This is a genomic window from Acetobacterium wieringae, from assembly GCF_023700225.1.
Lineage (GTDB): Bacteria > Bacillota > Clostridia > Eubacteriales > Eubacteriaceae > Acetobacterium > Acetobacterium wieringae.
On sequence record NZ_CP097897.1, the window covers coordinates 280763 to 307358 of the forward strand.

At 45.7% G+C, this 26596-nt stretch carries 25 protein-coding genes, 5 tRNA genes, 1 riboswitch and 1 other annotated feature; of the genes, 27 read left to right on the forward strand and 3 right to left on the reverse strand.

Annotated elements, in window-relative coordinates:
* Positions 1–153 precede the first annotated feature (153 nt).
* From pcrA to CHL1_RS01455, 22 genes are all read left to right on the forward strand, one after another.
* Positions 154–2361, forward strand: coding sequence for a DNA helicase PcrA (gene pcrA, locus CHL1_RS01350; protein WP_070371558.1), 2208 nt, complete (start codon positions 154–156; stop codon positions 2359–2361).
* 30 nt (positions 2362–2391) lie between these two features.
* Entirely contained in the window at positions 2392–4380 is a 1989-nt protein-coding gene (gene ligA / locus CHL1_RS01355) for an NAD-dependent DNA ligase LigA (RefSeq protein WP_420840483.1), read from the forward strand.
* A 138-nt stretch (positions 4381–4518) separates the two neighbouring features.
* Positions 4519–4806: an Asp-tRNA(Asn)/Glu-tRNA(Gln) amidotransferase subunit GatC gene (gatC, locus tag CHL1_RS01360; RefSeq protein WP_148636950.1), complete on the forward strand. Its 288-nt coding sequence runs from the start codon at positions 4519–4521 to the stop codon at positions 4804–4806.
* 9 nt (positions 4807–4815) lie between these two features.
* Complete coding sequence (gene gatA, locus CHL1_RS01365; protein ID WP_250934428.1) at positions 4816–6288, forward strand: Asp-tRNA(Asn)/Glu-tRNA(Gln) amidotransferase subunit GatA; 1473 nt, start codon at positions 4816–4818, stop codon at positions 6286–6288.
* A 3-nt stretch (positions 6289–6291) separates the two neighbouring features.
* Positions 6292–7728, forward strand: a complete 1437-nt coding sequence (gene gatB / locus CHL1_RS01370; protein WP_148636952.1) for an Asp-tRNA(Asn)/Glu-tRNA(Gln) amidotransferase subunit GatB — start codon at positions 6292–6294, stop codon at positions 7726–7728.
* Positions 7729–7855: 127 nt separating this feature from the next.
* Positions 7856–8581: a ribonuclease PH gene (gene rph, locus CHL1_RS01375; protein ID WP_420840484.1), complete on the forward strand. Its 726-nt coding sequence runs from the start codon at positions 7856–7858 to the stop codon at positions 8579–8581.
* Positions 8582–8594: 13 nt separating this feature from the next.
* Positions 8595–9194 (forward strand): RdgB/HAM1 family non-canonical purine NTP pyrophosphatase, encoded by a 600-nt coding sequence (gene rdgB, locus CHL1_RS01380; RefSeq protein WP_070371552.1) that lies wholly within the window; start codon positions 8595–8597, stop codon positions 9192–9194.
* A gap of 56 nt (positions 9195–9250) precedes the next feature.
* Positions 9251–9736 (forward strand): metallophosphoesterase family protein, encoded by a 486-nt coding sequence (locus CHL1_RS01385; RefSeq protein WP_070371551.1) that lies wholly within the window; start codon positions 9251–9253, stop codon positions 9734–9736.
* Between the two features lie 26 nt (positions 9737–9762).
* Positions 9763–10599 (forward strand): ABC transporter ATP-binding protein, encoded by an 837-nt coding sequence (locus tag CHL1_RS01390; RefSeq protein WP_250934429.1) that lies wholly within the window; start codon positions 9763–9765, stop codon positions 10597–10599.
* 76 nt (positions 10600–10675) lie between these two features.
* Positions 10676–11458 (forward strand): ABC transporter permease, encoded by a 783-nt coding sequence (locus tag CHL1_RS01395; protein ID WP_070371549.1) that lies wholly within the window; start codon positions 10676–10678, stop codon positions 11456–11458.
* 121 nt (positions 11459–11579) lie between these two features.
* Positions 11580–11653: transfer RNA gene (locus CHL1_RS01400), tRNA-Gly, on the forward strand.
* A gap of 19 nt (positions 11654–11672) precedes the next feature.
* A tRNA-Arg gene (locus CHL1_RS01405) sits at positions 11673–11749 on the forward strand.
* 25 nt (positions 11750–11774) lie between these two features.
* A tRNA-His gene (locus CHL1_RS01410) sits at positions 11775–11851 on the forward strand.
* A gap of 26 nt (positions 11852–11877) precedes the next feature.
* Positions 11878–11954, forward strand: a tRNA-Gln gene (locus CHL1_RS01415).
* Positions 11955–12039: 85 nt separating this feature from the next.
* Positions 12040–12115, forward strand: a tRNA-Lys gene (locus CHL1_RS01420).
* 135 nt (positions 12116–12250) lie between these two features.
* Complete coding sequence (locus CHL1_RS01425) at positions 12251–12991, forward strand: alpha/beta fold hydrolase (RefSeq protein WP_250934430.1); 741 nt, start codon at positions 12251–12253, stop codon at positions 12989–12991.
* A 1-nt stretch (position 12992) separates the two neighbouring features.
* Complete coding sequence (gene msrA, locus CHL1_RS01430) at positions 12993–13535, forward strand: peptide-methionine (S)-S-oxide reductase MsrA (RefSeq protein WP_175440947.1); 543 nt, start codon at positions 12993–12995, stop codon at positions 13533–13535.
* Positions 13536–13554: 19 nt separating this feature from the next.
* A complete protein-coding gene (locus CHL1_RS01435) occupies positions 13555–13923 on the forward strand; it encodes a YccF domain-containing protein (protein WP_070371547.1) in 369 nt (122 codons plus the stop codon).
* 362 nt (positions 13924–14285) lie between these two features.
* On the forward strand, positions 14286–15227 hold the full coding sequence (locus CHL1_RS01440; protein ID WP_410171686.1) for a methionine ABC transporter ATP-binding protein: 942 nt from the start codon (positions 14286–14288) through the stop codon (positions 15225–15227).
* Positions 15217–15876, forward strand: coding sequence for a methionine ABC transporter permease (locus tag CHL1_RS01445; protein ID WP_070371545.1), 660 nt, complete (start codon positions 15217–15219; stop codon positions 15874–15876). Before CHL1_RS01440 ends, CHL1_RS01445 begins: the two co-directional genes overlap by 11 nt.
* 109 nt (positions 15877–15985) lie before the next feature.
* On the forward strand, positions 15986–16798 hold the full coding sequence (locus CHL1_RS01450; protein ID WP_148636957.1) for a MetQ/NlpA family ABC transporter substrate-binding protein: 813 nt from the start codon (positions 15986–15988) through the stop codon (positions 16796–16798).
* Positions 16799–16930: 132 nt separating this feature from the next.
* Positions 16931–17048: riboswitch (glycine riboswitch) on the forward strand.
* Positions 17049–17092: 44 nt separating this feature from the next.
* Complete coding sequence (locus CHL1_RS01455) at positions 17093–18508, forward strand: alanine/glycine:cation symporter family protein (RefSeq protein ID WP_250934431.1); 1416 nt, start codon at positions 17093–17095, stop codon at positions 18506–18508.
* 60 nt (positions 18509–18568) lie between these two features.
* On the opposite strand, the gene CHL1_RS01460 is transcribed toward CHL1_RS01455, so the two are convergent.
* A complete protein-coding gene (locus CHL1_RS01460; RefSeq protein WP_250934432.1) occupies positions 18569–18859 on the reverse strand; it encodes a hypothetical protein in 291 nt (96 codons plus the stop codon).
* A gap of 188 nt (positions 18860–19047) precedes the next feature.
* Here CHL1_RS01460 and CHL1_RS01465 point away from each other — a divergent pair, with 188 nt between their 5' ends.
* From CHL1_RS01465 to cobT, 3 genes are all read left to right on the forward strand, one after another.
* Positions 19048–19719 (forward strand): response regulator transcription factor, encoded by a 672-nt coding sequence (locus CHL1_RS01465; RefSeq protein WP_250934433.1) that lies wholly within the window; start codon positions 19048–19050, stop codon positions 19717–19719.
* A complete protein-coding gene (locus tag CHL1_RS01470; RefSeq protein ID WP_228880800.1) occupies positions 19716–21341 on the forward strand; it encodes a sensor histidine kinase in 1626 nt (541 codons plus the stop codon). The genes CHL1_RS01465 and CHL1_RS01470 overlap by 4 nt, the downstream gene beginning before the upstream one ends.
* A gap of 78 nt (positions 21342–21419) precedes the next feature.
* Positions 21420–22472, forward strand: a complete 1053-nt coding sequence (gene cobT / locus CHL1_RS01475) for a nicotinate-nucleotide--dimethylbenzimidazole phosphoribosyltransferase (protein ID WP_250934434.1) — start codon at positions 21420–21422, stop codon at positions 22470–22472.
* A gap of 102 nt (positions 22473–22574) precedes the next feature.
* Here the strand turns inward: cobT and CHL1_RS01480 are convergent, their stop codons facing one another.
* Positions 22575–23294 carry a hypothetical protein gene (locus CHL1_RS01480; RefSeq protein ID WP_228880797.1) on the reverse strand — a complete coding sequence of 240 codons (720 nt, stop codon included), beginning with the start codon at positions 23292–23294 and terminating at the stop codon, positions 22575–22577.
* The gene (locus tag CHL1_RS01485; protein ID WP_070371537.1) at positions 23291–24127 is read right to left on the reverse strand and encodes an ATP-binding cassette domain-containing protein; all 837 of its coding nucleotides are present in this window, start codon (positions 24125–24127) and stop codon (positions 23291–23293) included. Before CHL1_RS01485 ends, CHL1_RS01480 begins: the two co-directional genes overlap by 4 nt.
* Before the next feature lie 200 nt (positions 24128–24327).
* Positions 24328–24601, forward strand: a binding site (T-box leader).
* A 170-nt stretch (positions 24602–24771) separates the two neighbouring features.
* Between CHL1_RS01485 and CHL1_RS01490 the strand changes: the two genes are divergently transcribed.
* Together CHL1_RS01490 and CHL1_RS01495 are read left to right on the forward strand one after the other, a co-directional pair.
* Positions 24772–26070: a phenylacetate--CoA ligase family protein gene (locus CHL1_RS01490; protein WP_070371536.1), complete on the forward strand. Its 1299-nt coding sequence runs from the start codon at positions 24772–24774 to the stop codon at positions 26068–26070.
* An 11-nt stretch (positions 26071–26081) separates the two neighbouring features.
* Positions 26082–26519, forward strand: a complete 438-nt coding sequence (locus CHL1_RS01495; RefSeq protein WP_070371535.1) for an ACT domain-containing protein — start codon at positions 26082–26084, stop codon at positions 26517–26519.
* Positions 26520–26596: the final 77 nt, after the last annotated feature.

Below are 26596 nucleotides of genomic sequence, written 5' to 3' on the forward strand. Positions count from 1 at the left end.
AAGGCAGCAGAGCTTTCTTACCTACCGGTGAAATAAATTAGGTAATTGCAAAATGAAAAAACATCGAACAATCATCGAACAATCATTGCTTTGGGCGCAAAGCTCATGGCAGTTTCGCAATTATCTAGATGAAATAAATATTTAGGAGAATACATGAGTTTATTAGACGGGTTAAACGCTCGACAACGAGAAGCAGCAGAAACCATCGATGGGCCGCTATTAATACTGGCCGGGGCCGGATCGGGAAAAACACGAACCATTATCCATCGCATTGCCCATATTATTGAAACCGGACAGGCATGGCCTTCGCAGATTCTGGCCATCACCTTTACCAATAAAGCCGCCGGTGAAATGCGGGAACGAATTGCCAAAATGAATATCGAGGACAGTAAACGGATCTGGATGTCGACCTTCCATGCCATGTGCGCCCGGATCATGCGAAGTCATGCCCAATGGCTGGGTTATGATGATAATTTTGTTATTTATGATATGGACGATCAGAAACGATTGTACAAGAGCCTGATTAAAGAGTTGGGTCTCAACGACAAATATTTTACCAATCAGTTTTTAAGTGGTGAAATCTCCACTGCCAAGAATAATTTTGTCAGTCCTGACGCCTATTTGAAAGAAAATTCTGGAGATTTCCGAAAAGAAAAGGTTGCTGTTTATTATAAACGCTACCAGGAAAGCCTCAAAGCCAACAATGCGATGGACTTTGATGATCTGATCTACAATACCCTGGTATTATTTAAAGGCTTTCCCGAAATTCTGGAACAATACCAGAATCGCTTTAAATACATCATGGTTGATGAATATCAGGATACCAATCACAGCCAATACGAGTTGGTCAATATGCTGGCCGCCAAATATAAAAATATTTGCGTCTGCGGCGATGATGACCAGAGTATTTATGGCTGGCGGGGCGCAGATATCAATAATATTCTGGACTTTGAAAAAGACTATGCCAGTGCCCGGGTAGTTAAACTGGAAGAAAACTACCGCTCCACCCAAACCATCCTGGATTGTGCCAACAGTGTCATCGCCAGAAACACCGGTCGCAAGGAAAAGGCGCTGTGGACCAATAATGACGGCGATGAAAAAATTATGATTGCCTCTTTTAACCAGGGTTATGATGAAGCCCGGTTTATTGTGGATGAGATTAATGACACGATCAATAAAGGCCAAGGTATCTATGGCGATTTTGCCATCCTTTATCGAACCAATGCCCAGTCCCGGCTGTTTGAAGAAGCCCTGATGCGGGCCGGTCTACCCTATCAGCTAATCGGCGGAACCGGATTCTACTCCCGAACCGAAATCAAGGACATTATTGCTTATTTAAATGTCCTTAGCAATCCCAAAGACAATATGGGCTTTATGCGGATTGTCAATGTGCCGAAGCGGGGGATCGGTTCGGCAACCATTGAAAAGATTGCCGAATATGCCAATTTTAAAAGCTTCAGCCTGATGCAGGCCTTCCATCACGTTGAAGAAATTCCAGAGCTGAGCCCCAGTGTCAAAAATAAGGTTCGGGCCTTTAGTGAACTGATGAAAGAACTGGCAGCGATCCAGGAGACGGCCAGCTTAAGTGAGCTGATCGCAGCAGTGATTGAAAAAACCGGTTATCTGGAAATGCTGGAAACCGGAAAAATGGATAAGGGTGAAAGTCGACTGGAAAATCTTCAGGAACTGGTCTCGTCAGCCACCGACTTTGAGAAAAACAGTGATGACCAAAGCCTCAGCGCCTATCTGGAAACGGTGGCCTTATCGTCAGAAACCGATAAATACGATGGCGATCAGGGCAAGGTGCTATTGATGACTTTGCATAACGCCAAGGGTCTGGAATTCCCGATTGTCTTTATCCCCGGCCTCGAAGAGGGGATTTTTCCCCATGGTCGAGCGATGGATTCGCCGGAGGATATTGAAGAAGAACGGCGCATCTGTTATGTGGGTATTACCCGGGCCATGAAACGGCTCTATATTTCCTGGGCCGCCGAAAGAACCCTCTATGGTCGCCGTCAATTGCAAACCCCGTCCCGGTTTTTAAAAGAAATGCCGGATGCGGTGTGTGTGGAGAATAAACAGCGTTACGAGCGCAAGCCGGAGATTGACATTGAAATGAAGAAAAATAAGACCTTTTCCGAACGGGTGACCCAGTCGAAGGTGGCGATTCGCAGAAATAATGCCAATGCCGTTAACCTGAACAACAGCCCCTCAGAAAATAATTTTGGACTGACCGATAAGGTTAAGCATAAAAAATTTGGCATTGGCACTGTGGTTGAGGTAAAAAGCAATATGATTTCGGTGGCCTTTCCGGGGGTCGGGATCAAAAAAATGGATCCGACCTTTGTGGAAAAAGCATAGTTAATAAGCAGTTAAGGATAGGAAATGCGTATGAGTAAAACCCGAATTGAAGACTTAAAGAAAGAAATTGAAGCTCATAACCGGGCCTACTATCTTGATGATGCCCCCCTGATTTCAGACTACGACTATGATCAGCTGATTAAGGAACTGATTGACTTAGAAACCCAAAACCCAGAGTTGATTACGCCGGATTCCCCGACCCAGCGGGTTGGTGGCAGTCCTTCTGAGGGCTTCGAGAAGGTGGTTTATAGTCGTCCCAAGCTGAGTCTCAGCAATGCCTTTGATGCGGCAGATCTCCGGGATTTCGACCGCCGGGTGCGGCAAACCTGTCCCGAAGCCACCTATGTGGTGGAATACAAGTTTGATGGGTTAACGGTTGTGCTAAATTATGAAAAGGGTCTGTTTGTCCAGGGGGCCACCCGGGGCGATGGGGTGGAAGGAGAGAATGTCACTACTAACCTCAAAACGATCCGGTCGGTTCCGCTGCGTCTTTTGGAACCGAGAACCCTGGAAGTCCGGGGTGAGGTGTTTATGGGCAAGGCTGATTTTGAAAAGCTGAATCAGCGGCGCCTGGCTGAAGCGGAAAGCCCTTTCGCCAACCCCAGAAATGCCGCCGGTTCATTGCGGCAACTGGATCCCAGGCTAACAGCTTCCCGGCCGCTGGATATTTTTATCTTTAATCTGGAAGGGCGGCAGGGTTTGAACCCAAAATCGCATCAGGAGACGTTGAACTATTTAAAAAAGCTGGGTTTTAAAACCAGTGCGGTTAAAACCTTTAGCGATATCGAAGCGATTATTGACTATTGTAGCGAGATGGAAGTGGAACGTCGAGAGTTACCCTTTGAGATTGATGGTTTGGTGATAAAAGTGGATCAATTAACCTATCGGGAGCAGTTGGGTAACACTTCAAAGAGCCCCCGTTGGGCGATTGCCTATAAATTTGCCCCGGATCAGGCACTTACCACCGTTGATGCCATCACCGTTCAGGTTGGCCGTACCGGCGCCCTGACCCCGGTGGCTGAACTTAGACCGGTATCACTGGCCGGGTCGGTGATTGCTCGGGCCACCCTCCATAATGAAGACAATATCCGTAATAAAGATATTCGCATTGGCGATCATGTGGTGATCCAGAAAGCCGGTGATGTAATTCCGGAAGTGGATCATGTGGTGTTTGAAAAGCGATCGGGCAACGAGGTGGTTTTTCAAATGCCAAAACGCTGTCCGGTATGTGACGAACCGACCTTCCGAATTGACGGAGAAGCGGTGACCCGATGCCTGAACATGGCGTGTCCGGCCCAGGTGTTTCGCAAACTGGTGCATTTTACCTCCCGGGATGCGATGAATATCGAAGGATTGGGGCCGGGGGTGCTGCGATTGTTGATGGACGAGCAGCTGGTGAGTAACCCGGTCGATATCTATCATCTCGATCACAAGAGAGCGCAGCTGGTCACCCTGGAAAAGCTGGGTGAAAAATCAGTTGACAATCTTCTGGCCGGGATTGAAGCCTCTAAAAAACGGGATCTATCACGACTGATTTTTGGGTTGGGGATTCCCCTGGTGGGTGCCAGAGGGGCGAAAATTCTGGCAGAGCATTTTAAGACAATGGACAGTTTGATCCTGGCCCAGGCAGACGATCTCAAAGCGATTTTTGAGATCGGTGAAAAAATGGCTGCCGAAATCGTCGATTTTTTTCAGACCCCCACCAATCTTGAAATTATCAGCGGGCTTTCAGCGGCGGGAATCAATATGGTTCAGGAAACCGGTCAGGAGTCCCAGACCCTGGTTGGCAAGACCTTTGTACTCACCGGCACCCTGCCCACCCTCGACCGCCGGGAGGCCAAAGCCCTGATCGAAGCAAACGGTGGCAAGGTCGCTGGCAGCGTCAGCAAAAAAACCGACTTTCTTCTATCCGGAGAAAAATCCGGGTCAAAATACACCAAAGCACAGGAGTTGGGAATTGCAATAATTGATGAAGATGCGTTTTTAGCTCTTGTCACAGGTGGTGGGTTTGATCTATAATGAAGGGTGATTTTTAGAATCAGACTGACAGCTTTGGCTGTTAACATAGCAAATCAGTGCATTTATAGTAAATAAAGTGCGTAAACAGTGACCAAAAGAATAAGATCGAAAGTCAGCAGCAAAGAAAGGATAAGAACTATGAGTTTAACACGAGAAGATGTCACCTACGTGGCCAATCTTGCCCGTTTGGAATTTTCCGAGGATGAAGTGACCGCTCTGGCCGACCAACTGGGAGCCGTGCTGGATTATGCCGAAACCCTCAGCGGACTCGACACCTCCCAAATTAAAGCCACTGAACATGTGTTGGCCGTCCAGAATGTGTTTCGGGAGGACGAAATCAAGTCCTGTCTGAGCAATGAAGATGCGTTGGCCAATGCGCCGGAGAGCGAAGCCGGGTGCTTTAAGGTTCCCCGGGTTATGGAATAGGAGGCAATAATGGAATTATATCAAAAAACCATACATGAAATAAATGACCTTCTGGATAAAAAAGAAGTGACGGTTACGGAGGTAACCCAGGCGGTGGTTAACCGCATTAACGCCGTTGAAAAAAGTACCGATGCCTATCTCAGTCTCCAGACCGAAGTAGCATTGGAAATGGCTCAGGGGTTGGATGCCGAGCTGTCCGTGCGAGCCCAAGGGACCCCGCTGGAAGGGATTCCTTACGGACTCAAAGACAATATGTGCACCAAAGGGATCTTAACCACCTGTGCGTCAAAAATGCTGTATAACTTCAATCCGCCTTATAATGCCGAGGTTTACGACCGGCTTAGCGAAGCGGGGGGGATTTTGCTTGGAAAAACCAATATGGATGAGTTTGCCATGGGTTCTTCCACCGAAAACTCAGCTTACAAAAAGACCCGTAATCCCTGGGATTTAAACAAGGTGCCCGGCGGTTCCAGCGGCGGATCAGCCGTTGCCGTGGCAGCCGACACAGCCTTTTACACATTGGGATCAGACACCGGTGGATCGATCCGTCAGCCAGCAGCTTTTTGCGGAGTAGTGGGGATGAAACCAACCTATGGTCTGGTCTCCCGTTATGGTCTGGTAGCCTTTGCCTCATCACTGGATCAAATTGGACCGTTCACCAAGGATGTCGAAGACTGCGCCCTGGTGCTGAACGCCATTGTTGGTCATGATGCCAAGGATTCCACCTCTCTCAATCTGGGAAAAATCGATTATACCCAAAACCTCAAACAAGGGGTTAAGGGGTTAAAAATTGGCGTGGCCAAAGAATTTTTCGGCGAAGGTCTGCAACCGGAAGTCCGCAAAAGTCTGGAAGAGGCCATTGCCATCTATAAAACCCTGGGGGCCGAAATTGTCGATGTGTCTTTTCAGCATCTGGACTATGCCTTGTCCGCCTACTATATGATTTCCTCGGCTGAAGCCAGCTCCAACCTGGCTCGTTATGACGGTATTCGTTATGGTTTCCGGGCCGAAGAATACAGCGATCTGGTTGATCTTTACAAAAAAACCCGAAGCCAGGGTTTTGGCGACGAGGTAAAACGACGGATCATGCTGGGGACCTATGCCCTCAGTTCTGGTTATTATGACGCCTATTATAAAAAAGCCATGCAGGTGCGAACCATCATCAAAGCTGACTTTGATCAGGTCTTTGGTGGTTGCGATGTGCTGCTGACCCCAACTGCTCCGACCACTGCTTTTGGTATTGGCGAAAAAACCAGCAATCCGCTGGAGATGTATCTGACCGATATTTATACCGTACCGGTTAATATTGCCGGGATTCCCGGGGTTTCAATTCCCTGTGGCCTGGACAATAACGGGATGCCGATTGGGATGCAGCTGTTGGGGCCGATTTTAAGCGAAGAGACGCTGTTAAAAGCCGCATGGGCCTTTGAGCAGGAATCCGGTCTGACGAATTTAAAAGCACCATTGGGAACGGAGGTCTAAATCATGGAATATGAAATTGTCATTGGAATGGAAATCCATGTGGAGTTGGGCACAAAAACAAAGATATTCTGTTCGTGTCCAACCGAGTTTGGCCAGGATGAAAATACCCATACCTGTCCGGTGTGTTTGGGGATGCCGGGAGTCTTGCCGGTACTCAATGAAAAAGTGGTCGAATATGCGACCCGGGCCGGTCTGGCGCTTAATTGCGAAATTGCTCATTTTAGCAAGATGGACCGAAAAAACTATTTCTATCCGGATTTGCCCAAAGCCTATCAAACCTCGCAATTTGATTTACCGATCTGTACTGGTGGTGCAGTCGGCATTGAGGTAGACGGGGTTAAAAAAGATATCGGCATTACCCGCATCCATATCGAAGAAGATGCCGGTAAGCTGCTGCACGAATCGGCCGATGGAACCCTGTTGGATGTCAACCGTTGTGGCGTCCCACTGATTGAGATCGTCACCGAGCCGGATTTGCGCAGTGCCGAGGAAGCCCGGGCCTTTGCCGAAAAGGTTCGGAATATTCTGGAATATACCGGCGTTTCTGACTGTAAGATGGAACAGGGCTCGATGCGTTTTGACGTGAATTTGTCAATTCGGGAAAAAGGCTCCGAAGTGTTGGGAACCCGAACCGAAATGAAAAACCTCAACTCCTTCCGGGCACTGATTCGAGCGGTTCAATATGAAAGCAAACGCCAGATCATCGAGCTCAAAAAAGGTCGGGAAATCATCCAGGAAACCCGTAAATGGGATGATGCCAAAGGGGTTTCCTCATCGCTTCGAAGCAAGGAAGAAGCGCACGATTATCGCTATTTTCCGGAACCGGATCTGGTCCCGATTGTGCTGGAACCGTCATATATCGAAAAAATTAAAAGTGAACTGCCGGAATTGCCGGAAGCTAAAAAACAGCGTTATGTAGAAGAATATAAACTGCCGGAATACGATGCCGGGGTATTGACAACCACTGGTGTTACCGCCCGCTTCTTTGAAGAAGCGGTGGCGCTATATAACGAACCCAAACAGATTTCCAACTGGATGATGGTGGAAATTCCGCCGCTTTTAAAAGAAAATGAACAAAGCATGGAAACTATCACCATTACCCCGGCGCAACTGGTGGAACTTTTGAAACTGGTTAAGGATAAGGTCATCAGCGGAACCAGCGGCAAGGAAGTTTTAAAAGAAATGTTTGTTTCCGGTAAAAACGCCGGAGATATCGTCAAAGAACAGGGTTTGGCGCAGATGAGTGATACCGGCGAACTGGAAGCCATCATCGAAAAAATTGTTGCGGATAACCCCAAATCGGTTGAAGATATCGGGGCTGGTAATGAAAAAGCGTATGGTTTCTTAACCGGACAGGTGATGAAGGCCACTAAGGGAAAAGCCAATGCCCAGGTTGCCAACGAAATTATTCGGGCGGTCGTGGCCAGACATCTGGCTTAAGATGCGATAACGGGAAGCGTATAAAAAACAGAAATTTTGACTAAGGGATTATTGCATCGTTGCAGTAATCCCTTAAAAAATAATTAACGAAAAAAGGAATAATATGGACAATAGTGAGATAATAAAAGTGGAACAACAACGAATCGACGGTCGGGCGGCCCATCAATTACGACCGATGCGGGTGACCCGCAACTTTATTAAACATGCCCAGGGATCAGTGCTGATTGAAGTCGGCGATACCAAGGTCATATGCACTGCGATGGTTGAAGACAAGGTGCCGCCGTTTTTAAAAGGCCAGAAGAAAGGCTGGGTCACCGCCGAGTATGAAATGATTCCGGCATCAACCAACAATCGAAAAAGCCGGGATCGGAATCGCGGTAAAATCGATGGCCGAACCATGGAAATTCAGCGCTTAATCGGGCGGAGTCTGCGATCCGTCATCGATCAGACGATGCTCGGGGAACGAACCATCTGGATCGACTGTGATGTGATCCAGGCCGACGGCGGAACTCGAACGGCAGCAATTACCGGCTCATTTCTGGCTCTTCATGATGCCTTGTCAGGGTTGATCGAAGCCGGAAAAATTGCCGAAATGCCGATTACCAATTATGTCGCGGCCACCAGTGTCGGAATTTATCAGGGCGAAGCCATTGTTGATCTGTGTTATGAAGAAGATTCACATGCCGAGGTCGATATGAATATGGTGATGACTGAAGCGGGTGAAATCATCGAAATACAGGGCACCGGTGAAGAACGGCCCTTTAAAAAGGAAGAACTGCAAAAACTATTGGAACTGGGCGAAGCGAGTATCAAAGAAATTATCGCTTTCCAGAAAGATACATTACAGGATTAACGGGTAAATAATCATGAGAACGATACTGTTAGCGACTGGAAATCAGGATAAGGCCAATGAGTTGAAAGCAATGCTGGGCGATGATTTTGAAGTCATGACGATGAAGGATTTAGATATTGATCTGGATATTATTGAAGATGGCCGGACCTTTGAAGCGAATGCGCTGATCAAGGTACGGGCCTTGCAGCCCTATGTCCAGGGCAAAGATCTGATCATTATGGGAGACGACTCCGGTTTGTCAGTCGATTGCCTTGGTGGGGCTCCGGGAATCTATTCGGCCCGTTATGCTGGCGACAATGTCAGTTATGGCGACAATAATAAGAAGCTTTTAAAAGAAATGGCCAATGTTCCGGAAGGGCAGCGGGGCGCTGCCTTTATTACGGCCATTGCGATGATTTTGCCGGATGGTCGGGAGTTGACCTGTGAAGGACTGGTTCGGGGAAAAATTGCCAGTGACTATTGCGGCAGCGGGGGATTTGGCTATGATCCGCTGTTCATTCATGAAGCATCCGGACGTTGCTACGGTGACATGAGCAAGGAAGAAAAAAACCGCCTCAGTCATCGTGCCCTTGCCATTCAAAAGGCCCGGGAACTGCTGAATCAGGCACGATAAAAAACGGGCAATGGGGATTTTTATTTGTACGAAAAGACTAAGGGATGGGGGATAAAATGAAAATTGGCGTAATGAGCGATAGCCACGGCAATCTGAAAGCTGTAAAACAGGCTGTTGAGGAAATGGGTCCGGTGGATGTGATTATCCATTTGGGGGATTATGTGGAAGATGCGCTGTATCTGCGAACGATCACGAACGCCCCCGTTCACATCTTAAAGGGCAACTTGGACTCGTTTGCTGATCAGGGTAGTATGTCACTGGAAACCACATTAGGTGGGTTTAGAGTGTTTGCCTGTCATGGTCATAAACACGGGGTCAAGAATGATCTGCATCATCTTTACTATGCCGGGTTGGAAAAGAGTGCGCAAGTGATTCTCTATGGACATACCCACCACGCTTACATTGAAGATGATGGCCAGGTGTTGCTGATGAACCCCGGTTCGGTAGGGGCACCCCGCTTGGATGATCCCGCAAGCTATGGGCTGATTACCATAGAAAAAGGGGAAATCGAGGCAAAAATCATCCCGCTTTGGAATGATTGATTGTAGCAGGGAAAAGGAGGCAAGCGATGCTCAGTGTAAGAGATGTATCAATGATCTATCAAAAGGGAAAAAAAGAGGCTTTAAAAAACATCAATTTAGAAATTGCTGAAGGGGAATTCACCGCCCTGCTGGGACAAAATGGGGCGGGTAAAAGCACCTTGATCAATATCCTGGCCGGTAATGTGAAAAAGACCCAGGGGAGTGTCAGCATCGGTGGTTACGATCTTGATAAGAAGGAACTGGAAACAAAAAAAATTATCGGCATCGTCCCCCAGGATACGGGCTATGATTTTGTATTTACTGTTGATGAAGCCTTAAAAAAACAATCCGGTTACTTTGGGATCAAAAACAACAAGGCCTATATTGATGAAGTTCTGGAGGCCTTGTACTTAACCGAAAAACGTAGTGCCCGCATTCGGGATCTGTCCGGGGGAATGCGCAGACGGTTTCTGATTGCCAAGGCGCTGGTTCATAAGCCCAAAATCCTGATTCTCGATGAGCCAACAGCGGGTGTTGATATTGAAATGCGCCATACCTTATATGATTTTCTGGTTAAGCTGCATCAGTCCGGAACCACGATCATCCTGACCACCCACTATATTGAAGAAGCTGAAAAGCTGTGCAAGCGGATTGTGATTATTGATGGCGGGAAAATTATTGCTGATGAACCCAAAGAAGAACTGATGGATGCCTTTTCCCGGGAGTCAATCATCGAGGTTCACTTTGATCAGGCGCTTAATCTGGCTGACTTTGATTTTTTAAGTGACTATCATCCGCGTATTGAAGATAAAACCAGGCTGCAGCTGAAAGCCTCAAAAAAGACTTGTCCAAAGTCTTTAGGCAACTATCGGAGAAAAACTTAGAATTCACCAATCTGGTGGTCGAAAGACCAAAACTGGAAGATATTTATTTAAATATCATTAAACATTAGGAGAGCAAATGAAAAGTAGAGTTTTTTATAACAGAGTTGGATTTGCAACCCTCTTAAATAAAGAAATCCATCGGTTTATGAAGGTTCCGGTACAGACAGTACTGGCGCCACTGATTTCGAATATATTATATATGCTGATCTTCGGGGGAATGCTGCAAACCAGAGAAGTCGGGATTGATGGAATTAGCTATCTCAATTTTCTGGTTCCCGGTTTAGCGACGATGGGAGCAATTTTTGCGGCCTTTCAAAATCCCGCTTTTTCAATGATCTCACAGAAATTTCAAAACACCATTCAGGATCTAAACAGCTATCCCATCTCACTGGCAGAAAAAATTCTGGCTTTTGTCTTTGGTGGAATGTTTCGCGGGGTGCTGGTTGGCATTTTGACTTATGTGGCGACGATATTTTTCGTGGGCTATGAAGTTGCATATCCAATCTTTTTTGTCCTCTCACTGACGGCAACGTCCTTTGTTTTTGCCTCCGTGGGTTTAATTGCCGGTCTGGTACTGGACAATTTTGAAAAGATGAATTTTGCTTTGGCAATTATTATCACGCCACTTACCTATTTAGGAGGGGTCTTTTTTGAGGTTTCCAAACTACCGGGATTTCTGGCCAATCTAATCTATCTCAACCCGATCTTTCCGCTGGTTAATGTTTCCCGATACGCCTATATCGGCGTCTGCGAGGGCAATATTGTGATACACGTTCTTTTGACAATGGGATTGCTGATCAGTTCATTTTTGATTGCGGCCTATATCTTCAAAAAAGGTGTTGGAATTAAAATAGTCTAAGCCTTGTTGCGGTTCAGACTGACCGAGTTTTGAGCGCCCATAAAAAGAAAAAATAATTAAAAAAGAGTTGACAACACTGCCTATTTCAAGTATACTAACACTTGTCTCTAAGAGAGGCAATGCGGGTGTAGCTCAGTGGTAGAGCCCTGGCCTTCCAAGCCAGTCGCGAGGGTTCGATTCCCTTCACCCGCTCCATTTTTGCGAAAAGGATTGAGCGCCTGTAGCTCAGTAGGATAGAGCAACGGCCTTCTAAGCCGTGTGCCAGGGGTTCGAATCCCTTCAGGCGCACCATTTTTTAGTTTGTTTTTATATCGTGGTGGGTATAGTTCAATCGGTTAGAGCGCCAGATTGTGGTTCTGGATGTTGTGGGTTCGAGTCCCATTATCCACCCCATTTTTTTATATCGTTATTATTTTTATAGGGGTATAGCCAAGTTGGTAAGGCACCAGATTTTGATTCTGGCATTTCGTAGGTTCGAGTCCTGCTACCCCTGCCATTTTTATTAAGCAGAGAAAAGAAAAACAGCATCTGACCCATTAACTCAGTCGTTTTAAGACAAATAAATATTAATTAATCTATCTGACCCATTAGCTCAGTTGGTAGAGCATCTGACTTTTAATCAGGGTGTCGGGCGTTCAAGTCGCCCATGGGTCACCATTTAAAAAACAGAACCGCAGCGATTGCGGTTTTTTTATTTTTTGAAAAATTAAAATGACGAAATGGTTGTTTTATAATGGGTTGGGGTATAAAAGTGAGATCAGAAGCAACCGCCCACATCACTAAGGAGCAGCGATGAAAGAAAGAAAAACCGCAAAAAAAATTGTAAAAATACTTGGTATCGTATTGGTAGCTTTGGTTATTGGGATATTGACGTATTTGGGGGATTACTATCATGCCGATCAAACGGCTCATGATGCCCTGATTTCAAGTGATCAGGTGAATGTTCGAGAGGAAGGTAATCTGACGATATTTACGCCAACAGCAGGTCAGGATGAAACAGGCTTTATTTTTTATCCCGGCGGGAAGGTGGAAGACATCGCCTATGCTCCGTTAGTACAGGCACTAGCAGAACAAGGCTATCCGGCAGTGATTGTCGGCATGCCCTTTAATCTGGCGGTGTTTAATATAAATGGAGCTGATGCGGTAATCGAAACCATACCGGAGATTGAGAATTGGGTGATGGTTGGGCACTCCCTGGGTGGGGCGATGGCCTCGGACTATCTGGCTGGACATGAAGATCAGGTATCCGGGTTGGTGCTCTTAGGTGCATATCCCAATGAATCGCTGACTCAAAGCAGTCATCCGGTACTAAGTCTCTATGGCAGTGCCGATCAGATTATTGATCAGCAGGGTCTGGCTAAAGGCCGGGATAAGATGCCGCGGGAAGCCAGCTATTATGAAATTGCTGGGGGCAATCACAGTGGCTTTGGCAATTATGGATTGCAGGCTGGCGATGGTACAGCATCGATCACCCAGGCTGAACAGCAAGTGATCACGGTCGAAAAAATTATGGAAATCTGGAAAGGAAACTGATATGATAAGAGAAAATTTGAATAATAATGTCAGAGAAATCACCTTGGCTGGCGGCTGTTTCTGGGGAACGGAAATGTATTTTAAAGCCATTAGGGGAGTCATCAAAACCGAGGTCGGTTATGCCAATGGCAAAACCCAAAATCCCACCTACGAGGATGTCTGTCATCACAACACCGGGCATGCTGAGGTAGTTAAGGTCACCTATGACAATCAGGTGATCAGCCTACCATTTTTGTTGAGTATGTATTTTGAAGTCATCGATCCGGTTGCCGTGAATCGTCAGGGGAACGATGTGGGAATTCAGTATCGTACGGGTATTTATTATTCGGATCCTGCCGATGAAGCGGTGATCTTAGCGTCGGTTCAGGCATTAAGGATGGAATATGGGGTGCCGCTGGCCATCGAAGTGCTGCCGCTGGAGAACTATAGCGCAGCAGAAGGCTATCACCAGGAGTATCTAATAAAGAATCCCGGCGGGTATTGTCATATTGGCAATCGTGAGTTTAAAAAGGCTGCAGTCGCTCGGGATCCATCCATAAAATAAAAAATGAAAAGAGACTAGTATGAGTATTATTGGGAATATTATCTGGATTATTTTTGGGGGCCTGATTATGGCAATTGGTTGGTTTTTAGCCGGAATTCTTTGCTGCATCACGATTATTGGGATTCCTCTGGGGTTGCAAGCCTTTAAAATGGCGCAGTTGGTATTCTGGCCATTTGGAAAAACGGTCGATTATTCACAGATGGGAACGGGTTCGGTGATCCTGAATATTTTATGGATATTGATTTTTGGTTGGGGGCTGGCAGCGGCATCGGCGATTCTGGGGATTATCTATTGCATTACCCTGATTGGGATCCCGTTTGGACTACAGTGGTTTAAGTTTGCCAAACTGGCATTGTTTCCCTTTGGCGCACAAATTACCGATATTTAAGGTAGGGATTGCGCTATTTGGCTTGACAAGAAAATCAAATCGAGACTATAATAAACGGTGGGTGTGTTTTAACCCACTGTTTTTAATAGGACTTATGTCATTGTGAAGATCGGCAACGGCAATGTGTATTAGACAAAATGATTGATGGGATTACTGTCAGATAGTGGCGGACAGTTTGAAACGTTGTCAAATAGCTAAACAAAGCGGGAATGCCTGATTGGTGTTAAGTTCATTAAAACAATAAATTTATTGAGTGTAGGAGGGTAAGGAACATCGAAACAGAAAAGACGTCTCTGAAACCCATCATTGAAATAAAGGATCTGGGGAAAACCTTTCGTCCCAAAAGTGGCGAAGTAAAGGCTTTGGATGGTATCAATCTAAGCATTAACCAGGGCGATATTTATGGGATTATTGGTATGAGTGGGGCTGGCAAAAGCACCCTGGTTCGTTGTATCAATCTTCTTGAAAAGCCCACCAGTGGTAGCGTTTTCATTGATGGACAGGATATTTCGAAAATAACTGAAAAAGAACTAAGAACGGTGCGTTATTCAGTGGGCATGATTTTTCAGCAATTTAATTTGCTGATGCAACGCACTGCCGAGAAAAACATTCTTTTTCCCCTGGAAATTGCCGGAGTGGATAAAGAAACGGCAAAAAAAAGAGCGGCTGAATTGTTAGAACTGGTGGGCCTGCCCGATAAAGCCAAGGCCTATCCGGCGCAGTTGTCCGGAGGTCAAAAGCAACGGATTGCCATCGCCCGGGCGTTGGCCAATAATCCCAAAATTTTGCTGTGTGATGAGGCCACCTCGGCTCTGGATCCCTCGACCACCAATTCAATTCTTAAGCTGTTAAAAGAAATTAATCATAAATTGGGGATCACGATTGTGATCATCACCCATGAAATGAGTGTGGTGGAGCAGATCTGTAGCCATGTGGCGATCATCGATAAAAGTCAGATTGCCGAAGATGGCGAAGTTGAAGACATTTTCCGGAATCCGAAAACCGATATTGCAAAAAAAATGATTTTTTCCGAGGGCGATCAGGGTTCGGTAGTAATGGGTAAGAACACCTATCGGGTCGTATTTGACGAAAAATCATCCAGTGACTCGGTGATGGCAAAAATGGTTCTGGAAACAAAATGCCTGGTGAATATTCTCCATGCTGATATGAAAAATATCGATGGCTTCGCTTTTGGACAAATGGTTATTCAATTGCCTGAGGATGAGCTGAGTGCGGCCCGGGCCATTAATTATCTGCGTTCACATCAAATTACTGTTGAGGAGGTGAGCGCTCATGTGGGATAGTTCAATGACTGGCCTCATTGCTCAGGGAACGTTGGAAACCCTCTATATGACCTTGGCCTCAACACTCTTGGCCTATCTAATCGGATTACCCATGGGTGTTTTGCTGGTCACCAGCGATTCCGAGGGGATTGTGCCGATGAAGGTAGTCAACCAGGTGCTTAATATTGTTGTTAATATTACTCGATCGATTCCGTTTTTGATTTTACTGATAGCGGTGATTCCCCTGACTCGGATGATCACCGGAACCACTATCGGATCTACGGCTACGATTGTCCCGCTGGTGATTGCCGCAGCTCCGTTTATTGCCCGGCTAGTGGAGTCGTCCATTAAAGAGGTGGATTATGGCATTATTGAGGCCTCTTTGTCAATGGGGGCCAGCCCGATACAAGTGGTGACCAAGGTGATGATCCCCGAAGCAAAACCTTCCTTGATTATTGGGGCGGCGATTGCTACGACCACTATTTTAGGCTATTCAGCGATGGCTGGGATTGTTGGTGGCGGCGGTCTGGGGGACATCGCCATTCGTTTTGGTTACTATCGCTATGAAACCGGGATGATGGTGATTACCGTGGTGCTGCTGGTTTTAATTGTTCAGCTGTTCCAGGAAGTGGGGATGAAAATTGCCCAGAAACAGGATCGCCGAAAATAACGCGTTCGATGATCAGCAGCTGATTATGGTTGACAGCGGAGGAACTTCGTGCTATATTACATATTAATCAACTAGGGATTATATGAAAAGAAATGAAAAGGAGAAGATCATGAAGAAATTAGGTTCAGTATTATTAATTAGTGTTCTTGGTTTGGCCCTATTTACCGGCTGTTCAGCAAAGGGAACAGATGAAAAAACCATCGTTGTTGGGGCCAGTCCAGCACCCCATGCAGAAATTCTGGCGATTGCCAGCGACGTGTTAAAAGAAGATGGGTATACTCTTGAAATCAAAGAATTTACCGATTATGTCCAACCCAATTTAACACTACAGAATAAAGAGTTGGATGCCAACTTTTTCCAACACCTCCCCTACCTGGAAGACTTTAATGTAAAAAACAACACCAAACTGGTGAGTGCAGGCGTGGTTCACTATGAGCCATTGGGTTTATACCCGGGTAAAATTAAGACTCTGGATGCAATTGCCAGCGGTGCGACCATTGCCATTCCCAATGATACCACTAACGAAGCCCGGGCGCTGCTGTTGCTGGAAACCATTGGTTTGATCAAGGTTGATCCCAATGCTGGCCTGGAAGCAACACCAAAAGATGTTATCGAAAACCCGAAAAACATTGTCTTTAAAGAACTGGAAGCAGCACAGCTGGCCCGATCACTGCCAGATGTTGATTTAGCCGTCATTAATGGCAATTACGCCATTGAAGCTGGATTAAACGCCGGTACCGATGCCATTGCCAAAGAAGAAAAAGATTCCCTGGCAGCTCAGACCTATGCAAATATTGTTGCCGTTCGAGCCGGCGATGAAAAAAGTGAAAAAACGTTGGCACTGATGAAAGCACTGCAAAGCGAAAAAGTCATCAGCTTTATCGAAAGCAATTATCAGGGTGCCGTGGTACCAATGTCTTAAGTCAAAATATCCGGGAAGCGTCTCAATTTGAGGCGTTTCTTTTTTTGTTTAAAAACCAGGATGGGATTGATTTTTAAAATAATCTTGCACTCGTTAAATGAATTGTGATATTATTTTAACGCTGCTGTAAAATCGCAGCACTCTGGAGAGTCTCAAAGATGAGCGCCGAAGGTGTACCCCTGGAAAGATCAGTCTGGCAACGACTGAACATTTCAGGCTATCTCTCAGGCAAAAGGACAGAGCAACCCATTGGTGTTGTTCTCCCTCTTCACAATTAAGAGAAGGAGGAACAAAATGTTTCAACAATTGAATGAATTTTTAGTATGGTTTGACGACCTCGTATGGGGTGTGCCATTGATTGTGCTGATTCTGGCGGTGGGGATTTTTTTGACCATCCGCCTGCACGGACTTCAGATCCGCTATTTACCCAAAGCGCTGAAGTACATGGTGAAGAATGAAGAAGGGGGCGAAGGCGAGGTAACCAGTTTTGGAGCCCTGTGTACAGCCCTCTCAGCAACCGTTGGAACCGGAAATATTGTAGGTGTTGCCACTGCGATTGTCGCCGGAGGACCGGGAGCCTTGTTTTGGATGTGGATTGCCGCCTTGTTTGGGATGGCGACCAAATTCGCCGAAGGAGTTCTGGCCATTAAATATCGGGTTATTGAACCGGATGGACATGTCCTGGGCGGACCTTTTTATTATATCGAAAATGGGATGGGCATAAAATGGCGCTGGTTGGCAAAAGTCTTTGCCTTTTTTGGTGCCGGGGTTGGTCTTTTGGGAATTGGAACCTTCACTCAGGTGAATGGGATTGCCAGTGCGGCCAATAATTTTTTTGATCCCAATAATCAATGGACAGTCAACCTTCTAGGCATGGAATATTCCTGGAGTGTGGTGATTACCGGAACCATTGTTACGATTTTTGTGGGACTGGTGGTAATTGGGGGGCTTAAGCGGATTGCCAATGTTTCTCAGATTATTGTCCCCTTTATGATTGTTATTTATGTATTGTGTTGTGCGATTATTTTAATTACTAATGCCGGATTGATACCGGCGGCCATTACTGAAATTGTCGCCAGTGCCTTTGGTTTCCGGGCAGTGGCCGGTGGGGCCTTAGGCGCCGTGCTGGTTGCTATGCAAAAAGGGATTGCTCGGGGGATCTTCTCGAATGAGGCGGGTCTTGGTAGCGCTCCGATTGCCGCTGCTGCAGCAAAAACCAATGAACCGGTGCGGCAGGGGCTGGTTTCGATGACCGGAACCTTTTTAGATACCATCGTGGTTTGTACCATGACGGGATTGGCGATTGTCTTAACTGGATCATGGAACATCGGGCTGGAAGGGGTGGCGGTGACAACCAATGCGTTTCAGGTAGGATTGCCTTTTGCTCCGGAAGTTAGCTCGTTTTTGCTGATGATCTGTCTGGTATTCTTTGCTTTTACCACCATTTTGGGCTGGAATTATTACGGCGAACGTTGTCTGGAATATCTGTCAAATGGAAAAATGAAGGCTGTGTTAACCTATCGCTATTTGTATATTCTGGCGGTCTTTATCGGACCGTTTATGACCGTTTCAGCGGTTTGGACGATTGCAGACATTTTTAATGGGTTGATGGCATTGCCCAATCTGATTGCCTTGATGGCATTAAGTGGGGTGGTTGTTGCCGAAACCCGGGTCTATGTTAAAAAGCTTAAGAACAAAGAAGTGGAATAGTATAACCTAAAAAATGCCCAATGAAAGCGCGCTTTCATTGGGCATTTTAAAATGGGCTTATTAGCGGGTTCTGCCGCCATGATGCATGCCAGTGCCGTCTTGAGGTTGGGTGCCGTCACAGGTGCCATCACCATTGCCGTATTGGTGGGCCGTGCCGTCCTGGGTGCAATTTTCGTTGTCGCAGATGCCGTCGCCATTGGTATCATGGCTGGCTTGACGTCCAATCCGTTGCTGTTCGGTCAAACCATTGCAGGCACCAGTACCAGCGCCGTGGTTTGGAGCTGCCAGAGCGCTACCAGCGGTAGCCAGCATTAAGGCCAGGGATCCGACTAAAATAAGTTTTGTTTTCATTGAAATTCCTCCGTTTTTTTAGTGTGTTCTGTTGTTGTTTGTATTATATGACGGATATATGTCAATACTGTGTCAAAAATAAAATTCATGTGATAAAATAAAAATAATTAAATGGTTCATACTGACACAGTATTGTCATAGTAATTGGGTAAACTTTTATAAATAAATAGAAAAGGGAGGGCATGTGAATGAAGGGGATTCGCATTCTGGTGGCAGAAGATGAAGATAAGCTACGGGAAATCGTTTTGAAATATTTAAATAAAGAAGGCTATCAAGGCTTCGGTGCAGCCGATGGAGAAGAAGCTCTGGATTTATGGGCTGAAAAAAAACCGGATTGCATCATTCTGGATGTGACCATGCCCAAGCTTGACGGTTTTGAGGTGCTGGCAGAAATCAGAGAAACCGATAATGTCCCGGTAATCATGCTGACGGCCCGTAGAGAAGAGGATGATAAAATCCAGGGCTTTGAAGTCGGTGCCGATGACTATGTGACGAAACCGTTTAGTCCCCGGGAGTTGATGGTGCGCATCAAAGCCTTATTAAAACGCAGTGGAGTCGTCACTACCGACAACCAGCTCGATGTCTGCGGAGTGCATTTAAATGCAGAAGAACGGCAACTGATCATTGATGATGAAATCATTAACCTGACTCAGAAAGAATTTGAGGTGCTGACCTTTTTTATCAATCATCATCAGCTGGTCTTATCCCGGGAACAGATTCTGGATCGGGTTTGGGGCTATGATTACGAAGGTGATATCCGGGTAGTTGATACCACCATTAAGCGGTTGCGTAAAAAAATGAATAAAAAAGGAGAATGTATTCAAACCGTCAGAGGGTTGGGATACAAGTTTAAGGAATGAGATCTTCGATATTTTCACGATTGATGCTCTATCTGGGGGCTTTTTTTCTGGTCTTGTGTTTGCTGACCTATTATGTGCTTGGTTCCTATTTTGAAGTCTATTATACCGAGAAAAGAACGGCGGTTTTAATTGACAAAACGAGTCAGGCTGCTGCAATGTACAACCAAGGGGGGTTAACCCCGGAACTGCAAGCGTATATTGATGTCGCCGAAGAAGAAGGAATTGTCATTCAGATTATTAAACAACAAACCGTGACAGAAGAAACGTCTTTGGGAAATGTTTCGCCGGAAAATGGGAGCATCGAAATAGTGGCGATACGTCAAGCATTGGATGGCATGGATCAAAGCGAAGGCTCAGGGCTGACTGTTGTTGAAACGAAACGTCTGGCCGCTGGTGGCGAACACAAGGGTGAGGGCAATGAAGCAGGCGAAGGTGCTGGTGGCGGATCCGGGAATGGCTCAGGATCTGGGAGTGGTGCTGGCAGCGGTGCAGAACATGGGGCCGGAGCTGGGCAACAGAACAGTGTCGAAAACCAGGTCAACGCACATCAGCATGAGGAAAGCTTTGTCATCGTGTTGGGAAGTGATGAGCATCAGGTGGAGTGGCTGACCCATAAGATTGTCGCCAATGACGGTGCCCAGATCATTGGCCGAATTCCCCTTTATTCGGTTCATGAGGTCATTGAGATTGTGGAAAATTTTCTGCTGGTATTTTTAATGATTATTTTCGGCTGTTCGTTGCTTTTCGCCTACTTTTTCTCTCGGGGTATTTCCCGCCCGATTATTTCATTAAATCAGCTTTCCCGGGAAATGGGTAATCTTAATTTTACAAAAAAATATCAGGGTACCAGGAAGGATGAGATTGGCCAGTTGGGTAAAACCTTGAATCATATCTCGGATGAACTGGAAGAGGCAATTCTAAAGCTCCAGGAAGAACTCAATAAGGAGCGAACCTTTGAAAAAATGCGACAGCGTTTTACTGCCCAAGTGTCCCATGAGATCCAAACCCCTCTGGCAGTGATCAAAAGCTATGCCGAAGCTCTGGAAGACGGGATTCTGGAGAATCGTGAGGAAGAACAGGAATATTTTGTGACGATTCAGAAGGAAGCCGATAAAATCAGCGGTATCGCCAGCGATCTGCTGGATCTGGCCCAAATTGAGTCCGGTGCCTATCAGCTCAAGAAGGAAGCGGTGTTCGGAGGTGAGGTCATCGCTTCGGTCGTTCAGCGATTTGTAAACACCTATCCGGAAAAAAATATCGTCTTTAATAATCGCTGTGAACCCCAACAAAAACTTAGCATCGATCGTAAACGGATGGAGCAGGTTTTTTACAATCTTTTGAACAATGCCATTAAACATGTCAGTCCGGCCGATGGGTTGATTCAAGTAAGTTGCGAAACCCAGGGAAATGAGTGGATTGTTTCTGTTTATAATGTGGGTAAGTCGATTCCACAAAATGAGATCAATCAGATCTGGGAGTACTTTTATAAGGCGCAGTCGGATAAAAAAGGCACTGGTTTGGGTCTGGCTATCGTCAAAGGCATCATAATCTGTCATGGTGGCAAGGTGGCTGTGGATAACCGGGATAAGGGGGTGTGGTTTGAAGTGCGGCTGCCACTATAAAAACTTCAAAAATAGAATTTTCAAAAGCGGGAGATGTGATATAATGAGAAAAAACAGTCGAATTGACAGGAGATAAGAATGAGTTTGTTAAATGAAACATTGGAAAAAATCCAACCACTCAATGAAGAAATGATGAAAACAGCCAAGGATCGGGTCGATTTTTTGCTTAAACCAGTGGGCAGTTTGGGAACCCTGGAAGAGATCGCCGTTCAGTTGGCCGGTATCACCGGGGAAATGTATCCGGATGTCAGCAAAAAAGCGATGCTGGTTTTTGCTGCTGATCATGGTGTCTTTGAAGAAGGCGTTGCTGCGGCACCTCAGGAAGTCACCGGTTTGATGGCGCAAATGGTTATGGCCGGAAAAAGTGGCGTGGCTGCTTTAAGTAAACAGGCAGGTGCCGATATTTTTGTTTGTGATGTGGGCATGAATGCTGATTTGGAGCCGAAATCAAAAATTCTCGATAAAAAAATCAGAAAAGCCACCTCAAATATGCGAAAAGGTCCGGCGATGACCCGGGAAGAAGCGATTCAATCCCTGGAAGTCGGCATTGATGTGGCCCAACGGGCGATTAACAACGGCTATAATATTTTAGGTACTGGAGAAGTGGGGATCTCCAACACCACCGCCAGTGCGGCTATTATTTCAGCACTTAGCGGTGTTGATGCCGGTGAGTTGACCGGTGCTGGAGCCAACCTGTCAGAAGAAAAGCAGGTGGTGAAAGCCCAGGTAATTCGGGATGCTATTGCCCTGAACCAACCGGATAAAGATGACGCCATTGATGTGCTGGCAAAGGTGGGCGGATTCGAAATCGGTGCCATGGCGGGAGCGATGCTGGCCGGAGCTACCAATCACATTCCTGTATTAATCGATGGTTTTATCTCAACCACTGCCGCGGCCATTGCCATTGGGATTAATCCGGATGTCAAAGGTTATTTGATTTGTTCCCATGCGTCAGCTGAAAAAGGCGCCGCCTATGCTTCCGAATTTATTGGCGCTAAACCATTCCTGAATATGGGGATGCGTTTGGGTGAAGGCAGCGGTGCGGCCATTGCCTTTAATATTGTCGAAGCAGCCCTGTATATGAATCGTGAAATGGCTACTTACGGTGATGTCGGCCTGGGTGTTGTTTAAAAATTGAAGCAATAATATTAAAGCCCTTCAAAAGTGAAATCTTTTGAAGGGCTTTTTTCAGGCTTGACTGGGATAACATCAGGGATCAAGATAAGATAAGTTTTAGAATTTTGTATGTTTTAACAATTGAATTTGACCAATCATTAAAACTAAACCATAACCAATGGTCAGTGTAACCGGTAATGCCATGGCCGGGAGAGCAAAATATTCCAGCTTTGTAAATGAGGCGAGGATCTCAAAAACAGGTGGAAAAACCCAGGTGATTAAGCGGGTTTGTGGGAAATAGCCAGCCAGGGCACCTTTTGATATGCCCATGACGGTGACAAAGAATAGCAGCAGCACAGCCATTTTCCGGTTTTTGATAATCCGGGGATGAAAAAAAGCACCGGTCATAGCGCCTAAAAAGGCCAATGAACAATGCAGACCAAACCCGATTGCGATATCATCAAACTGTAAACTACGGGTGAATAAGTGACCGTTGTTGACGCTATTTAAGATCATCGGATAGAGGATGCCAATGACACTCATGACAAGGCCGATGATCAGGAGCACCAACAGTCGGCTCAGATAATAACGGGTGTCGTTATTAACCCTGAGTAAAACCAGCTGTTCGGTAACTTGGTTTTCAAGTTCAGCATAACTAAAACCGACAGTGGCCATTATAAAGAAAAGTACGCCAGCCGACTCAGAAAAGCTCGAAACAATCGCAAAAGGCATGATGCCGTAGGCGGCAAACAAATAAATCAGATAGACTAAAAAGGGCAGCAAAAATTTATAAGATTTGAGATAGCATTTGAAATGATAGATTAACAGATTTTTCATTGCTTCATCCCTTCCATCGTGCGCAGTCTGAATTCATCTTTTAACAGCTTCTTGAGAACAGCATGACTGTGATCACTTTGAACAATCAGTTTTAGGCGGTTATGATCCCATTCAGCTCGCTCGATTAAATCCTGAAGACTTGAATCAATTTTCGTCCCAGGCGGGGCTTCGAAAATCAAGATATCATATTTAATTTCCTTTAGGTCGGATAAATCGAGGGGCAGTAACTGGTGATCAGAAATTTCATAAGCATGGTCTGCCAGTTGACTCACGAGAAATCGTTCGTGACAGGACATAATTGTGGCAAGGCCCTGTTGCTGCAGTTCCTGAACCATCTGGATAAATAACTTTTGAGATTGGGTGTCCTGGCCGGATAACGGCTCATCCAGCAGCAAAACATCAGGAGGATCCAGTAAGGCTTGGATAACTGCCACCTTTTGGATCGTACCTTTGGAAAGATGTTTGATCGGAACATCAATCATGTCAGCCATCTCAAAGGCCTGAAACAATTCAAACATTCGGGTGCTGATTTTCTTTTGAGACAGTCCGCCAATCAAACCCATGTATTTAACAAATTCACTGGCTGTCAGATCGATTTTAGGGAAATTCTCGGGGATGTAAGCAAGCTTAACTTGGGGCGCATAGTCAATAGTACCGGCAGAAATTTTAGACAAACCAGCAATTATTTTGAGCAGGGTACTTTTGCCACTGCCGTTATGACCCAGCAAAGCAATGGTGGATTCTTTTGTGATGGTCAGATCGATATTTTTCAGGATTAGTTTTTTCCCGAAATATTTAGAAATGCTATTGAGTGAAATAAGAATATGATCCATGGTAAACTCCTTATCGGTCATTGTTCAGATTAAAACGACGAAAATATAACTAAACAAGTTAATCCTATCACATGTATTTTTAAACGGCAATGATCATACGTTTCAGGATCGCTAAATAGACTGCAAATATAGGCCTGAACAGACGGATCTAAAAAATTCTTGACATTATTTTAAGGTTAGTAATATAATAATTGAAATAATTAAAAACTGTGATTGAGGAAAGTAATTTTCATTAGAGTCTTCAGAGAGTTGGTAGCGCTGGAAACCAATGGCAATGATGTTGATGAAGTTCCCTCAGGAGTTGATTGGCTGAACATTCATGAGTGAAGTAATTTATTCGTATCACCATTAGGCGAATCCGGTGTCCCTCATCGTTAAAATAGGAAGAACGGGGCTAATGTTGGTCGTGTTCTAAAAAGGTGGATTAGTTAATAATCAAATTAGGTGGTACCGCGAGTCAGACTCGTCCTTTTCAATAAGGATGGGTCTTTTTATTTTACAAAGGCTGGAATGATGACTTTGTTTACAGGTAAACAGTAAGGCACTCCCTAATCATAAAGATGCCACAGCACGTGCATCTTGAATTTCACACCCATAACCACAAGCGTTCCGATTTTAAATTAAAGAGAATTTTGGAGGAAAAAATGTATTGGAATAAGAGCTACGAATGCATGCCAAGAGAAAAACTGCAGGAGCTGCAGTTGGAACGATTAAAGCGAATGGTCAATCGGATTTATCACGATGTCCCGTTTTATCGCAATAAATTTCAGGAAAAAGGTCTGATGCCAGAGGATGTCAGCTCCCTGGATGATCTTAAAAAGCTGCCTTTTACAACCAAGGTTGATTTGCGGGATAATTACCCGTATGGGCTTTTCACCGTCCCTCTGGAACAGATCGTCCGAATCCATGCATCATCCGGCACCACCGGTAAACCGACGGTGGTTGGTTATACCCGGAATGACATCGCGATGTGGTCGGAGTTGATGGCTCGCTGTCTGGTGGCAGCTGGAGCTGGTCCGCACTCGGTGATCCAGAATGCCTATGGCTATGGGCTGTTTACCGGTGGTTTGGGTGTTCATTATGGGGCCGAACGACTGGGTGCCTCAATTATTCCGATCTCCGGCGGGAACACCGCCAAGCAAATTATGATTATGCAGGATTTTGGTTCCACCGTCTTGACATGTACCCCGTCCTATGCTATTTATTTATCAGAGGTGCTGGCGGAGTCGGGGATTGATCCGGAAACTTTAAAAATCAAAGCCGGTATTTTTGGTGCCGAACCCTGGTCAGAAAACATCCGCAAAGATATTGAGAAAAAACTCAAAATCAAAGCCTATGACATTTATGGTTTATCGGAAATCATGGGACCGGGAGTGGCCATCGAATGCGAATGTCAGGAAGGGCTGCACGTCTGGGAAGATCACTTTATTCCGGAAATCATTGATCCCAATACCTTGGAAGTACTGCCCTATGGCGAACAGGGGGAATTGGTGATCACCACTATTACCAAAGAAGGGATTCCGATTCTTAGGTATCGTACCCGGGATATTACCCGGATTATTGCCGAACCCTGCAGTTGTGGCCGAACTCATCTGCGGATCAACCGCCTCCAGGGGCGCAGCGATGACATGTTGATTATCCGTGGGGTGAATGTTTTCCCAACTCAGATTGAAAGTGTCTTGCTGGAAATTGGGGAAGTCGAACCCCATTATCAATTGGTGGTGCGTCGGGATGGTTCTCTGGACACCCTGGAAGTTAAGGTTGAACTCAGTGAAGCGCTGTTTTCGGATCGGATCAGTAATCTGGAGAACCTGGAAAAACGGATCCGGGATCGGATTCAATCGACCATTGGCGTGAGTACCAAGGTGGCTTTGGTCGAACCGAAAAGCCTGCCCCGTAGCGAAGGGAAAAGCCAACGGGTTGTGGATCTTAGAAAAATTTAGGAGGAGAAAAAATGATACGACAAGTTTCTATTTTCATCGAAAACCATGAAGGCCGACTGAATCATATATTGAAAATTCTGGCCGAAAATAAGATCAATATCCGGTCTCTGAATATTGCCGATGCCACCGATTTTGGGATCGTCCGACTGATTTTACAGGAAACCGAAAAAGGGATTGAGGTGCTTAAGAAAAATGATATCATTAGCACGGTGACCCCGGTTCTGGCGGCGGAGATTTCTGATGATCCCGGCGGATTAAGCACCCTGGTGAATGCCCTGACTGAAGCAAAAATAAATATTGTTTACGCCTATTCGTTTCTGCCGAAAAAAACCGACAATGCCATAATCATCATCCGGGTGGATGATGATGTGCAGCAAAAGGCCATCGAAACTCTGGAAAAGGTTGCCGAGGTAAATCTGTTGGATCGGGAAACGCTGTTGCTGAAATAATTTAACGGGTGAGGGTAAATTAGAAATATTTATAAATTTCCTATTGACATTCCGCAAAACTTTTCGTAAGATCAAAG